At 57.8% G+C, this 13,649-nt stretch carries 9 protein-coding genes and 1 pseudogene; 7 read left to right on the forward strand and 3 right to left on the reverse strand.

Going from position 1 to position 13,649, the window contains the following annotated elements:
• Window positions 1-215 precede the first annotated feature (215 nt).
• From ACQUTD_RS13760 to ACQUTD_RS13780, 5 genes and pseudogenes are all read left to right on the forward strand, one after another.
• Window positions 216-441, forward strand: a pseudogene (locus ACQUTD_RS13760) (ArsB/NhaD family transporter); the annotation flags it as partial.
• Between the two features lie 12 nt (window positions 442-453).
• On the forward strand, window positions 454-885 hold the full coding sequence (gene arsC / locus ACQUTD_RS13765; protein WP_473275902.1) for a glutaredoxin-dependent arsenate reductase: 432 nt from the start codon (window positions 454-456) through the stop codon (window positions 883-885).
• Window positions 886-1,001: 116 nt separating this feature from the next.
• Window positions 1,002-1,277 carry a metal/formaldehyde-sensitive transcriptional repressor gene (locus ACQUTD_RS13770; RefSeq protein ID WP_072568554.1) on the forward strand — a complete coding sequence of 92 codons (276 nt, stop codon included), beginning with the start codon at window positions 1,002-1,004 and terminating at the stop codon, window positions 1,275-1,277.
• Between the two features lie 36 nt (window positions 1,278-1,313).
• Window positions 1,314-2,432: an S-(hydroxymethyl)glutathione dehydrogenase/class III alcohol dehydrogenase gene (locus ACQUTD_RS13775; RefSeq protein WP_318362894.1), complete on the forward strand. Its 1,119-nt coding sequence runs from the start codon at window positions 1,314-1,316 to the stop codon at window positions 2,430-2,432.
• Window positions 2,433-2,604: 172 nt separating this feature from the next.
• On the forward strand, window positions 2,605-4,293 hold the full coding sequence (locus ACQUTD_RS13780; protein ID WP_072568552.1) for a methyl-accepting chemotaxis protein: 1,689 nt from the start codon (window positions 2,605-2,607) through the stop codon (window positions 4,291-4,293).
• A gap of 45 nt (window positions 4,294-4,338) precedes the next feature.
• On the opposite strand, the gene ACQUTD_RS13785 is transcribed toward ACQUTD_RS13780, so the two are convergent.
• From ACQUTD_RS13785 to ACQUTD_RS13795, 3 genes are all read right to left on the reverse strand, one after another.
• A complete protein-coding gene (locus tag ACQUTD_RS13785; protein ID WP_473275898.1) occupies window positions 4,339-6,723 on the reverse strand; it encodes a membrane-bound PQQ-dependent dehydrogenase, glucose/quinate/shikimate family in 2,385 nt (794 codons plus the stop codon).
• Between the two features lie 307 nt (window positions 6,724-7,030).
• Window positions 7,031-9,328, reverse strand: coding sequence for an FdhF/YdeP family oxidoreductase (locus ACQUTD_RS13790; RefSeq protein ID WP_473275895.1), 2,298 nt, complete (start codon window positions 9,326-9,328; stop codon window positions 7,031-7,033).
• 129 nt (window positions 9,329-9,457) lie between these two features.
• The gene (locus tag ACQUTD_RS13795; protein ID WP_318373877.1) at window positions 9,458-10,381 is read right to left on the reverse strand and encodes a LysR substrate-binding domain-containing protein; all 924 of its coding nucleotides are present in this window, start codon (window positions 10,379-10,381) and stop codon (window positions 9,458-9,460) included.
• 298 nt (window positions 10,382-10,679) lie between these two features.
• Between ACQUTD_RS13795 and hglS the strand changes: the two genes are divergently transcribed.
• Window positions 10,680-12,023, forward strand: a complete 1,344-nt coding sequence (hglS, locus tag ACQUTD_RS13800; protein ID WP_473275892.1) for a 2-oxoadipate dioxygenase/decarboxylase HglS — start codon at window positions 10,680-10,682, stop codon at window positions 12,021-12,023.
• Window positions 12,024-12,065: 42 nt separating this feature from the next.
• On the forward strand, window positions 12,066-13,574 hold the full coding sequence (locus ACQUTD_RS13805; RefSeq protein ID WP_473275889.1) for a carboxylesterase family protein: 1,509 nt from the start codon (window positions 12,066-12,068) through the stop codon (window positions 13,572-13,574).
• Window positions 13,575-13,649: the final 75 nt, after the last annotated feature.

Raw genomic sequence — 13,649 nt, forward strand, 5'->3', positions numbered from 1 at the left:
GCAGATCTATTTATCAAATGAATGGTTATGTTGCTGATTTGCTTTACTAAATTCTGCTGCGTAGTATGGCTGACGGGTGCTTGAGGCTTTCTGCTTTGAGTGTACCGGGCAGAAAGAGAAAAGCCCCACTCGACTATAAATCGAATGAGGCCAATCCAATGCCTAGACAACAGAAGATTAGCCTCTTAATTGTGAGAAATCAATCAGGAGGTTGGGCAGAAAAGGGCTTATGGGCAGCCACATTTGGCACGGGTTTCCTGACTGCTTTTCTGTCGTCGATCATGAATAATATGCCAACGGTGCTGATCGGCGCGCTGTCGATTGATGGCAGCGCGGCGAGCGGTGTGATGACACTACTTCCGCACCGGTATCATCATGACCCTGCCAGTGCTGTTTGTCACTCTGGCCGCGCTGGCGTTGCGTCTCTCTTTCACATTGTAATGAGATAACACTATGAGCAACATTACCCTCTATCACAATCCAGCTTGCGGCACGTCGCGCAATACGCTGGAGATGATCCGTAACAGCGGCCATGAGCCTGACATCATTTATTATCTTGATACCCCTCCGTCGCACGATGAGCTGGTAAAACTCATTAACGATATGGGAATTTCTGTACGGGAGCTGATACGCAAGAACGTCGAGCATTATGAGCAGCTTGGTCTTGCGGATGCCAGTTTTAGCGATGAGGAGTTAATCGGATTTATGCTCCAGCATCCTCTGCTAATCAACCGTCCCATCGTCGTAACCCCCCTGGGTACCCGGCTGTGCCGCCCCTCTGAGGTGGTGCTGGATATTCTTCCGGCGCCTCAGAAAGGCGCTTTCACGAAAGAAGACGGCGAAACAGTGATCGATGCCTCCGGCAATCGGGTAAAACCGCAATAGCGCAAATTGATACTGACTAAAACCCGCTTCGGCGGGTTTTTTCATTCAGATTTCTTGTTTACATGAACACCCATAACTGTTTACTATACCCCCCTACAGTATAAGAAGGAGAATGTATGCCGCATTCACCCGAAGACAAAAAACGCGTATTAACCCGCGTGCGTCGCATCCGCGGGCAAGTTGAGGCGCTGGAGCGTGCGCTGGACGCAGGCGAACCATGTATTGCCATTTTGCAGCAAATCGCCGCCGTTCGCGGTGCGGCTAATGGCCTGATGGGCGAGATGGTCGAAATTCACCTCAAAGATGAGCTGGTCAGCGGTGACACGTCACCGGATCAACGTGCAGCCCGGATGGCCGAAGTCGGTCATCTTTTGCGCTCTTATCTAAAATAATCATTACCGTTCAAAGAACAGAAGGGAAGAGACACTATGAAATCACGTGCTGCAGTAGCATTCGGGCCAGGCCAGCCCCTGAAAATTGTAGAAATTGACGTTGCGCCGCCGAAGAAGGGCGAAGTGCTGGTTAAAATCACTCATACCGGCGTGTGTCACACGGATGCGTTTACCCTGTCGGGGGACGATCCGGAAGGCGTATTCCCGGCGGTGCTCGGTCATGAAGGCGGCGGCGTAGTGGTGGAAGTGGGTGAAGGCGTCACCAGCCTGAAGCCGGGCGATCATGTGATCCCGCTTTACACCGCTGAATGTCGTGAATGTAAGTTCTGTAAATCCGGCAAAACCAACCTCTGTCAGGCAGTACGCGCCACTCAGGGCAAAGGCCTGATGCCGGACGGCACCACCCGTTTCTCTTACAACGGCGAGCCGATCTATCACTACATGGGCACCAGTACGTTCAGCGAATACACCGTAGTGGCGGAAATTTCCCTGGCGAAAGTGAACCCGGAAGCCCCGCTGGATAAAGTTTGTCTGCTCGGCTGCGGCGTGACCACCGGTATCGGCGCGGTACATAACACCGCTAAAGTAAAAGAGGGCGATACCGTTGCGGTGTTCGGTCTGGGCGGTATTGGTCTGGCGGTGATCCAGGGCGCGGTCCAGGCGAAAGCCGGGCGCATTCTGGCGGTGGATACCAATCCGGAGAAATTCAAGCTGGCGCGTGAAATGGGCGCGACCGATTTCGTTAATCCGAAAGATTACGACAAGCCGGTTCAGGAAGTCATTGTTGAAATGACCGACGGCGGCGTCGATTTCAGCTTCGAATGTATCGGTAACGTCGACGTAATGCGTGCTGCGCTGGAGTGCTGCCATAAGGGCTGGGGCGAGAGCGTGATCATCGGCGTGGCCGGTGCGGGCCAGGAAATCAAAACCCGTCCGTTCCAGCTGGTCACCGGGCGCGTATGGCGCGGCTCCGCCTTTGGCGGCGTCAAAGGCCGTACCCAGTTGCCGGGCATGGTGGAAGACGCGATGAGCGGCAAAATCCAGCTCGATCCTTTCATCACCCACCGTTTACCTCTGGATCAGATCAATGAAGCCTTTGACCTGATGCACGAAGGTAAATCTATCCGTACCGTTATCCATTTCGGCGATAACTAATGCCACAGCCGGCGGTCTGCCGCCGGCAATTTACCCCTTCAGGATTTCTTTAGGGGGTATTGTCTGAATCTGTGAGCCAGCTAGCGCTTTTAGGCATAAGGGAAATTCCCGGATTGCCGATGACTATTTTACAGGCGTGTATGACGCACCTTCCTATAAGAGAGTCGATAGCATGGACAACACAGCAGCGATGCACAAACCGCAAACCGTAGGTTTTTTACATCACATACGGTTAGTTCCTCTGTTTTCTTCAATTCTCAGCGGCATCCTGGTGCTGTTTGCATTGAGTGCAGGGCTGGCGGGATATTTTCTGATTCAGGCTGATGGCGATCAGCGCGACGTCACTGAAGAAATTCAGATACGCATGGGATTATCGAACAGCTCCAACCATTTACGCACAGCGCGTATCAATATGATCCATGCCGGCGCGGCCAGCCGCATTGCGGAAATGGATGATATGAAAGCCAACATCCAGGAAGCGGAAAAGCGCATTAAGCAGTCGCAGGAAGGCTTTGCCGTCTATCAGAATCGCGGCGTAAAAACCTCCGCCGACGAAGCGCTGGACGGCGAACTCACCACCCGCTACAACGCCTATATCAACGGCCTGCAACCGATGCTGAAATATGCCAAAAACGGCATGTTTGAAGCCATTATTAACCACGAAAACGAACACGCCCGTCAGTTGGACAGCGATTATAACGACGTGCTGATGAAGGCGATCAAGATCCGTACCGAACGCGCCGCGGCGCTGAGCGATCTGGCGCACCAGCGTACGCAGCTCGGCCTGATGTTTATGGGCGCGGCCTTTGTCATCGCGCTGATCCTGACGCTCATTACCTTTGTGGTGCTGCGCCGTACGGTGATCCAGCCGCTGCAACGCGCCGCAAATCGCATTGAGCACATTGCCGCAGGCGATCTGACGCTGGCCGACGAACCTACCGGTCGCAGCGAGATCGGCTTGCTGACCCGCGATCTGCAAAAAATGCAGCATTCGCTGGTGCAGACCGTGGGCACGGTGCGGGAAGGGGCAGAAGAGATTTATCGCGGCACCAGCGAGATTTCGATGGGAAATACCGATCTCTCCTCGCGTACTGAGCAGCAGGCTGCCGCTATCGAACAGACGGCTGCCAGCATGGAGCAGCTCACCGCCACCGTGAAACAGAATGCCGACAACGCGCATCACGCCAGTAAACTGGCCGGTGACGCTTCCGGTAAAGCCAGCAAGGGCGGGCAGATTGTCTCCGGCGTGGTGAAAACCATGGGCAATATCTCCAGCAGCTCGAAGAAAATTTCTGAAATTACCGCGGTGATCAACAGTATCGCCTTCCAGACCAATATTCTGGCGCTTAACGCCGCCGTTGAAGCTGCCCGTGCGGGTGAGCAGGGGCGTGGTTTTGCGGTAGTGGCAAGCGAAGTGCGCACCCTGGCAAGCCGCAGTGCGAACGCCGCCAAAGAGATCGAGGGGCTGATCAGTGAATCCGTATCCCTGATTGAACGGGGTTCAAACGAAGTGGTCGCTGCCGGTGACACCATGGGCGATATTGTGGACGCGGTTAAACGTGTGACCGATATTATGCTGGAAATTGCTGCCGCTTCGGATGAGCAGAGTAAAGGTATCGAGCAGGTAAGCCAGGCGATTACTGAAATGGATAACGTCACCCAGCAGAACGCCTCGCTGGTGGAAGAAGCCTCGGCCGCCGCTGCCTCGCTGGAAGAGCAGGCCGCGCGTCTGACTCAGGCGGTAGGCGCATTCCGTCTGCAAAAGGCCGCACCGGTTCGTACTGAGAAAGCGGCTCCAAAAGCACCGCTGGCGACAACGCGCCCGGCGATGGCGAATAACGATAACTGGGAAACCTTCTGACAGAACCCTCATCCCGGTCAGACACCGACCGGGATGAGGAGCGTGTTACGGTTTTTCTGGCAACGCGTAAGCAATAATATAATCACCGCGATCCGGCGACTGACGAGCGCCGCCCGCATTAATCACGATGTACTGCTTACCGGTTTTCGGTGACACATAAGTCATCGGGCCGGACTGGCTGCCAACCGGCAGACGATCCTTCCAGATTTCTTTCCCGGTCGCCGTATCAAAGGCGCGCAGATAAAAATCCTGCGTCCCCGCGAAGAACAGCAGGCCAGATTGCGTGGCCAGCGAAGCGCCCAGCGTCGGCATACCAATCGGGATCGGCAGGTGCATACGAATACCCAGCGGACCGGTATCTTTCACGGTACCCACCGGAACCTGCCACACCAGCTTGCCGGACTTCAGATCCACCGCTGACATAGTACCGAACGGCGGTTTCTGACACGGAATGCCCAGCGGCGACAGGAAACGTTCGCGCATCGCGCCGAACGGCGTACCGTCCATCGGCACAATCCCCATTTCAATCCCGCTGGCGTTTTTCGCCACATTAGCGCGCGGCACCATGTAGTTCGCCAGTCCCAGACGCATGTCGTTGACAAACATCAAGCTATTGTTGGGATCGACGGACACGCTGCCCCAGTTCATGCCGCCCAGCGAGCCGGGGAATTGCAGCGAGCGATCCAGACCCGGCGGGGTAAAGACGCCCTGATGACGCATCGCCTTAAATTCGATACGGCACAGCAGCAGATCGACAGGCGTGGCGCCCCACATATCTGACTCGGTCAGCGTCTGATTGCCGATCATCGGCATGCCAACAGAATAGGGCTGCGTCGGGGAGTAACGTTCACCTTCCACATTGCCCGCAGGCACCGGGCGCTCTTCCACTTTCGCCACCGGCTCGCCGGTTTCACGGTTGAGCATAAAGATCATGCCCTGTTTGCTGGTCTGCACCAGCACCGGGGTGGAGCCGCCTTTACCGTCCGGCAGATCGTACAGCAGCGGCTGCGACGGCAGATCAAAGTCCCACAGATCGTGGTGGGTGGTCTGATAATGCCAGCGCACCTGACCGGTGGCGGCGTCTACCGCCACGATTGACGAGCTGTACTTATCGTCCAGTTCCGTACGCTGACCCGCCCAGAAGTCCGGGGTGGCGTTGCCGGTCGGCAGATAGATCAGGTTCAGTTTCGCGTCATAGGACATCGCCGACCAGACGTTCGGCGTACCGCGCGTATAGGTCTGGCCTTCCGACGGCAGGCCGGTCAGCGCCGGATTGCCCGGATCCCAGGCCCAGGCCAGTTTCCCGCTGTGCACATCATACGCGCGCACTACGCCCGGCGGTTCACCGGTGGAGAAGTTATCCGCCACGCGCCCACCGACGACCACCACATCCCCTGCCACCAGTGGCGTGGAGGTTTGCTGGTAATAGCCTGGTTTGATCTCGCCCATGCCGATGCTCAGATCCACCACGCCATGATCGCTAAAATCATCACAAAGTTGGCCGTTATCGGCGTTGATCGCCACCAGACGCGCATCGGTGGTCGGCAGGAACAGACGACGCGGGCAGGCCGCGACCTGCGGGCTTTGCGCCGGTGCGCTCTGCGCCTGCGTCTCTTCGTAATAGCCTAAACCACGGCAGCGCTGCCAGTTAGGCGCGGTGGCTTTACTGTCGTAACGCCATTTTTCTTTACCGGTGTCCACGTCCAGCGCCAGCACTTTACTGTAAGGCGTACAGACGAACAGCGTGTCGCCAATCTGTAGCGGCGTGTTTTGATCTTCCGCGCCGGAGCCGTTGCTCTGCGGAATATCGCCGGTATGGGCAACCCAGGCCACTTTCAGATCGTTAACGTTCTGCTTGTTGATTTGATCCAGCGCGGCAAAGCGGTCGCCGTGGGTGGTATTCCCCCAGTGCTTCCAGTCTTTCTGCTGTTGACCGGGCGCGACCGGCTGCACCGGCACCTCTTCGCTGGCGCTGACCAGCGTCTGCGGTTTGAACATCCAGCCCGCGCTGACCAGCAGCACCAGCGCCAGAACCGCCGCCACGCCAAAGGCCGGTTTTTTATTGATCGGCTGCGCAGTCTGCGCCGCGCGCAGGAAAGGCCAGAGAATAGCGGCCAGAAACGCCAGCACGCCGAAAGTGAACAGCCGTGAAAACAGCGGCCAGAATTCCCAGCCTGCATCGCTAATCGCCCAGATAATGGAGGCGATAAATGCCAGCGCATACAGCAGGATCCCGCTGCTGCGCGTGCGGATAATCAACACGGCGGCGATCAGCATCACCACGCCCATCACCAGGAAGTAAGCGCTGCCGCCAAGGGAGACGAGCTTAATACCGGGAATACCTATCGCCAGACCGATAAGGATCATCAGCCCGGCAAGTAACCACTGCAGGATACGAACCATCCCGCGCGGCCTGTTGCTTGTTGCCATAAGTTCTCCTGAACACACCAACCCGCTGATCATTACGAACCAGACGGATAAATAAAACTCTAAATTTAGCGTAAAGATGGGGTCTTTACCCACCAGATAATAAGTTAATGAACCATCTGGTGAACGGGCAACATGATAAAACTGTTAAATTGTTTTACGCAATTGTTAAAAATAAAATCAGCATTATTTGGGAACGAAGGGGGGAGAACAAATAACGTAGGCCCGGCAAGCGCGCGCCGCCGGGCAGGGTGAAGTTAATGGAGAATCCAGGCCCGGCAAGCGCGCGCCGCCGGGCAAGGCAGGAAGATCAGGCAATACGCAACGATGGTCGCGTCTGCGCCGGCGTCACCGACACCGGGATCGATTTCGAGGTCGGCGTGCCGGTGCCGTCACCAAAACTGGTCAGCGGCACCAGCGGATTGGTTTCCGGGTAATAGGCCGCCAGATTACCGCGCGGAATGTCATAAGAAACCAGGCGGAAATTCTCCACCTGACGCAGGATGCCGTCGCGGGAGGCGGTGGTAATGTCCACCCGATCGCCATCGCTTAGCCCCAGCGCGGCGATATCGTCCGGATGCATAAAGAGCACATCACGTTGGCCGTACACGCCGCGGTAACGATCGTCCAGCCCGTAAATGGTGGTGTTGTACTGATCGTGCGAACGCAGCGTTTGCAGCACAAATGGGGATTCCACATCCGGGCAGATGGACACGGGCAGCGGCGCGGCGCTGAATTCCGCTTTGCCTGACGGCGTACTGAAATTCAGCGCGGCAGCGGCATTGCCCAGCCAGAAACCGCCGGGTTCATCACAGCGGGCGTTAAAGTTTTCAAAACCCGGCAGGGTGGCGGCGATGTGATCGCGGATCAGCGAATAATCGTCCGCTAACGCCAGCCAGTTCAGCTTCTCATCCCCGAGCGTGGCATGGGCGATGTTCGCCACAATGGCCGTTTCCGAGCGTTGCAGCGCGCTCAGTGGTTTGCCGATACCTTCAGAGGCGTGCACCATGCTGAAGGAGTCTTCCACGGTGACGAACTGGCGGCCGTTGGCCTGCATATCTTCTTCCGTGCGGCCCAGCGTCGGCAGGATCAGCGACGCCTGACCCGGCATCAGGTGACTGCGGTTAAGCTTGGTGCTGATATACACCGTCAGCCCGCAACGGCGCAGCGCCTCGTGAACGCGGGGCGTGTCCGGTGCCGCAGCGGCCAGATTGCCGCCAAGCGCGATCAGCACTTTTACCTCGTCGCGCAGCATGGCTTCGATGGCGTCCACGGTATGGTGACCCGGCTCGCGCGGCGGCTCGAAATTGAAGTGACGCGCCAGGCTGTCGAGCAGCGCGGCGGGCGGCTTCTCGTCGATCCCCATGGTGCGGTTGCCCTGCACGTTACTGTGACCGCGCACCGGGCAGAGTCCCGCGCCGGGCTTGCCAAGGTGACCGCCGAGCAGTTGCAGGTTGGCGATCTCCCGCACCGTGTCCAGCGAGTGTTTATGCTGGGTGATGCCCATCGCCCAGGTGCAGATCACCCGTTCCGCATGCTGCCACACGGCGGCGGCGTCACGCAGTTGTTGTTCAGTGAGACCTGACTGTTGCGTAATAGTGTCCCAGGAAGTGGCATCGATTTGCGCAAACCATGCGTCAATGCCGTGGGTATGCTGATTGATAAAGGTCTCGTCAAAAATGCCCGGCTGGCCGTCGGCAAGACGCTGACGCTGGGTTTCCAGTAACGCTTTCGCCATGCCGCGTACCGCCGCCATATCGCCGCCAAGATTCGGCTGATAATAGGCCGAGCTGATGGTACCCGCTTTTGGCGTAACCAGTTCCAGCGGTTTTTGCGGATCGGCAAAACGCTCCAGTCCGCGCTCGCGCAGGGTATTAAAGGTGACGATTTTCGCGCCGTGATCGGCGGCGTGGCGCAGGCTGTGCAGCATGCGCGGATGATTGGTGCCCGGGTTTTGCCCGAAGACGAAAATGGCGTTCGCATGGGCGAAGTCATCCAGATGGATGGTCCCTTTGCCAACGCCGATGCTGCGTTTCAGCCCTGCGCCGCTGGCTTCATGGCACATATTAGAGCAATCAGGAAAATTATTGGTGCCGAGCATACGGCCAAACAGCTGATACAGGTAAGACGCCTCGTTGCTGGCGCGTCCGGAGGTGTAAAGTTCCAGCTGGTTGGGGTGATCCATGGAATGCAGATGTTGCGCAATTAATGCATACGCCTCTGCCCAGCTTATCGGCTCATAACGATCGCTCTGCGGGTTATAGCTCAGCGGCTCGGTCAGACGACCCTGGTATTCCAGAAAATAGTCGCTCTGCGCGTTCAGGGCGGTGACGCTGTGTTGCGCAAAAAAACTGGCGTCCACTTCGCGGCGCGTCGCTTCCCAGGTCACGGCTTTCGCGCCGTTTTCGCAGAAGCTGAAGGTGCTTTTATTGTCGTCGCCCCAGGCACAGCCGGGACAGTCAAAACCGCGGGCTTTGTTCATACGCAGCAGGTTGCGCATATTGCTGAGGGCGTTTTTGCTGTCAATCACGAAGCGGGTGGTCGCTTCAAGAGAGCCCAGACCACCGGCAGCAGCGTGGTAGGGTTTTATGGCGGTTTTGAATTTCATCGGTTCTTCCTGACAGCGGGTTGCTGAAGAGTGAGTGTAATGTGTGTAACAGCAACCCTTAATCAACAACTTTATTATCACACAATTAACGAAAAATTCATAAATTGCGCAACAGGAAGAACGCCGGCGTTACTCCGGCATCGATTTGCGAATGGCGCTGAGCAGCGTTTGCGCACCGGCAGAAAGCGGGGCGTCAATGCGGGTAATGATACCGATAGGTTCGCCCGCGCCCTGCGTCGGTACCGGCAGGGCAACCAGCGCGCCCTGGCGCAGATCGTCTTTCACCGCGCCGGACGGCACGAACCACACATAGTCATACTCAATGGTCAGCTGTCGGGAGAGGGAAGCAGACAGCGTTTCGATGCAGCCGGTGGGAAGCGTACAGCCCTGGGTGGCAAGCAGCGCTTCGGTATGCTGGCGCGGCGCGGTGCCTTCCGGTGCGACCACCACCGGCCAGGAAAGGACGCGGCTTAAGGTCACGGTATCCTGCAACAGCGGATGGCGCGGACGCACCACCAGTTTCAGGGATTCAAGAAACAGCAGCTCGTAGTTCAGCCCGCTCATCAGTTCCGGATCGGACATGCGCCCGATGCCGATGTCCAGCTCGCCGGTTTTTAAGCCCGCCAGCAGCATCGGATTATTCATGGTGCCGACCTGAATAGTAATGTCCGGCAGATGCGGGTGAAACTCGCCGATCACCGTCGGCAGAATACCCAGCGCGGCGGTGGGCAGCGCGCCGATGCGCACCACGTCCGTTTTGACGCCTTCTTTACGGGTCAGGGATTGCCCGGCGGAGTTCACCGCCTCAAGCACACGCACGGCGTGGCTAAGGAACTGTTCGCCGACCAACGTCAGCTGCGCGCCCATGCGGCCGCGATCGAACAGCCGGGTGCCGGTTAGTTGCTCCAGTTCATTAAGCGTTTTTGATAACGCCGGCTGGCTCAGGTTAAGGGTTTCAGCCGCACGCCCCAGGGTACCCTGTTGAGCGACGGCGACAAATGTATGTAGATGGCGCAGACGGATGCGCTGACTGAACAGACCATTTTTTTCCATAAGTAATGTTAAAAACAGAGCGTACCCGCTGACAAGAGTAGTTGTTGAATATTGATAACCTGCTAGCAAAATATTATTAACATTTAATCTATTTGTCTTACAACTGCTTATTGCGCAATGCGGGTGTTGCTGCCGAAGGGAGGAGAGACTGCCAGAAGGGTGAGAACATAATGTTTTGTTATGTAAGAGGGCATGGGTACTGGCCGGGGGCTGGCAAGGATCACACTTTCTAAATTCTTCCCGCACGGCCCTGCCGCCTTCTCTACACTCCAGATATATCAACCAGAGGCATGACAATATGGCAAGCAACATCACGGCAGATGATATTCGGGAAGACTTTTCGCAGGCCATGTCGACAATGTATCAGCAAGAAGTTCCGCAGTACGGCACGTTGCTGGAACTGGTGGCCGATGTAAACCTGGCGGTACTGGAACAAAATCCGCGTCTGCATGAACAGCTGGCGAACGCCGATGAGCTGGCGCGGCTGAACGTCGAACGGCACGGCGCGATCCGCGTCGGCAGGGCGTCAGAGCTGGCGACGTTGCGGCGTATGTTTGCCATTATGGGTATGTATCCGGTGAGCTATTACGATCTCTCGCAGGCTGGCGTGCCGGTACATTCCACGGCTTTTCGTCCCATTGACGACGCGGCGCTGCTGAAAAATCCCTTTCGCGTCTTTACCTCGCTCCTGCGCCTCGATCTGATCGAAAATCCCGATCTGCGCGAGCGTTCGGCAGCGATCCTCGCCGCCCGTAATATCTTTACCCCGCGCTGCCTGGCGCTCATCGAACGGCATGAACAGCAGGGAGAGTTCACCGCCGCCGAAGCCCGCGAATTTGTGCGCGAGGCGCTGGAAACCTTTCGCTGGCATCAGCATGCCACCGTTGATCACGCCACCTATCATGCGCTGCACAATGAGCACCGGCTGATTGCGGATGTGGTGTGCTTTCCGGGCTGTCATATCAACCATTTAACGCCGCGCACGCTGGATATCGATCATGTGCAGTCGCTGATGCCTGAATATGGTATCGAACCCAAAGTTCTGATTGAAGGCCCGCCGCGTCGTGAAGTGCCGCTGCTGCTGCGTCAGACCAGTTTCAAAGCGCTGGAAGAGCCGGTGCGCTTTGTCGGGGAGGAGCAGGGGACGCATACGGCGCGCTTTGGCGAAATCGAACAGCGTGGCGTGGCGCTGACGCCGAAAGGCCGCGCGCTTTATGATCGTCTGCTGAGCGAGGCGGGCACCGGCAAGGACAACCTCAATCACCAGTTGCATCTCCAGGCGGTGTTTAAAGCTTTCCCGGACAGTGAGCTGCTGCTGCGCCGCCAGGGGCTGGCCTATTTCCGCTACCGCCTGACGCCAACCGGCGAGGCGCACCGCCAGGCTATCCGCCCCGGCGACGATCCGCAGCCGCTGATTGAACGCGGCTGGGTCACCGCGCAGCCCATCATTTATGAAGACTTTCTGCCGGTCAGCGCGGCAGGGATTTTCCAGTCTAATCTGGGCAATGAAACCCGGCAGCGCCGCCAGGGTAACGCCAGCCGCGAAGCCTTCGAGCAGGCGCTCGGCTGCGCGGTGCTGGATGAGTTCAGTCTCTATCAGGCGGCGGAGGATCGCAGTAAACAGCGTTGCGGTCTGCTGTAAACCCGCTACGCTGATGGACTGAACAGCAAGAGGAATGCGCTTATGGAAAATCCCTCCACCCCGCTGGCGGAAACCCGCCAGGGAACGGTTATTGGCCTCGCGGAAAACGGACTGCACGTCTGGCGGGGCATCCCTTATGCTGCGCCGCCGGTGGGTGACCGCCGCTGGCGTGCGCCGCAGCCGTTGACCGCCTGGTCAATCCCCCGCGTCGCCGACACCTTTTCGCCCTCCAGCTGGCAGAGCAGTGAATACTGCCGCGCGCTGGGCGGCGGCGATCCGGGCGAGTTCTCGGAAGACTGTCTGTATCTCAATATCTGGTCCCCAGCGGTGCGTCGTGAACCGCTGCCGGTCATGGTCTGGCTGCACGGCGGAGGCTTCACCATAGGCGCGGGCGGTCTGCCGCCCTATAACGGCAGCGGGCTGGCACGACGCGATGTGGTGGTGGTCACCCTTAATTACCGCCTCGGGCATCTGGGCTTCTTTGCGCATCCGGCGCTGGAAGAGGAAGCGGGCGAGCGGGTGTATAACTTTGCATTGCTCGATCAGATCGCCGCGCTGCGCTGGGTGAAAGAGAATATTCACGCCTTCGGCGGCGATGCGGAAAACGTCACGCTGTTTGGCGAATCGGCCGGGGCGCGCAGCGCGTTATCGCTGATGGTGTCGCCGCTGGCAAAAGATCTGTTCCATAAAGCCATTATTCAGAGCGGCTATGCGCTGCCCGATACGCCGCGGCGTACGGCGCTGGCGAAAGGCAAAGCGCTGGCGGAGCATCTGGGGTTGCCGGACGCCACGCCCGAACAGCTGCGCGCCATTCCGGCGGAAAATCTGTGGCCGCTGGCCGCGCCGCACAATGTTGCGCCTGTGCCGATTGTCGGCGATGCCGTGCTGCCGCAGCCGATGATTGAATGCTTTTTTAACGCCCGCCAGCATCCGATGCCAGTAATGATCGGCTCCAACAGCGACGAGGCGAGCGTCATGTCGGTATTCGGCGTCGATCTGGCGGGGGAGATCCAGAAGCTGCGCCGTCAGCGCCGCTTCGGTCTCGGGCTTATTAAGTTGCTCTATCCCGGCGTCAAAGGTGATACCGAACTGGGCCGCCAGGTGTGCCGCGATATGGCCTTTACCACCATGGGATTTGTGGTGATGCAGGCGCAGCAGCGCATCGGCCAGCCGTGCTGGCGCTACTGGTTTGATTATGTGGCGGAGGCCGAGCATGAAACCTATCCCCACGGGGCCTGGCATGGCAACGATGTGCCCTATGTGTTCGACACCCTCGGCGAGATTTCACCGTCCTGCGACTATGTCACAGAAAGCGACCTGAAATTCGCCGGACAAGTGGCGGATTACTGGGTTAATTTCTCCCGTCACGCCAGCCTCAGCTGCACTGCGCTGCACGGCCCGGTGCGCTGGCAGGCCAGCGTGCGTGGTAAAGACCGCCTGTTACGCATCGGGCTGAATAAGTATGCCGGGTTTAAGCTGGTCAACCGCTTTATGCGGGCGCGGATGGAGCTGTTTAAACGGGTGATGCACCAGCACGTTAGCCTGGATTAGCGATCCAAATTGCATAGCAGAAGATCGGCTTCTGGTCGCATAAGAGGGAAGGCTTTTCTGATAGATTGGTTCAGA

The organism is Enterobacter sp. K510 (assembly GCF_055804875.1).

What these genes read in the sequence shown, in the direction of transcription:
- arsC (WP_473275902.1), top strand. Translation starts at nt 454, where the DNA reads ATGAGCAACATTACCCTCTATCACAATCCAGCTTGCGGCACGTCGCGC.
- ACQUTD_RS13770 (WP_072568554.1), top strand. Translation starts at nt 1,002, where the DNA reads ATGCCGCATTCACCCGAAGACAAAAAACGCGTATTAACCCGCGTGCGT.
- ACQUTD_RS13775 (WP_318362894.1), top strand. Translation starts at nt 1,314, where the DNA reads ATGAAATCACGTGCTGCAGTAGCATTCGGGCCAGGCCAGCCCCTGAAA.
- ACQUTD_RS13780 (WP_072568552.1), top strand. Translation starts at nt 2,605, where the DNA reads ATGGACAACACAGCAGCGATGCACAAACCGCAAACCGTAGGTTTTTTA.
- ACQUTD_RS13785 (WP_473275898.1), bottom strand. Translation starts at nt 6,723, where the DNA reads ATGGCAACAAGCAACAGGCCGCGCGGGATGGTTCGTATCCTGCAGTGG.
- ACQUTD_RS13790 (WP_473275895.1), bottom strand. Translation starts at nt 9,328, where the DNA reads ATGAAATTCAAAACCGCCATAAAACCCTACCACGCTGCTGCCGGTGGT.
- ACQUTD_RS13795 (WP_318373877.1), bottom strand. Translation starts at nt 10,381, where the DNA reads ATGGAAAAAAATGGTCTGTTCAGTCAGCGCATCCGTCTGCGCCATCTA.
- hglS (WP_473275892.1), top strand. Translation starts at nt 10,680, where the DNA reads ATGGCAAGCAACATCACGGCAGATGATATTCGGGAAGACTTTTCGCAG.
- ACQUTD_RS13805 (WP_473275889.1), top strand. Translation starts at nt 12,066, where the DNA reads ATGGAAAATCCCTCCACCCCGCTGGCGGAAACCCGCCAGGGAACGGTT.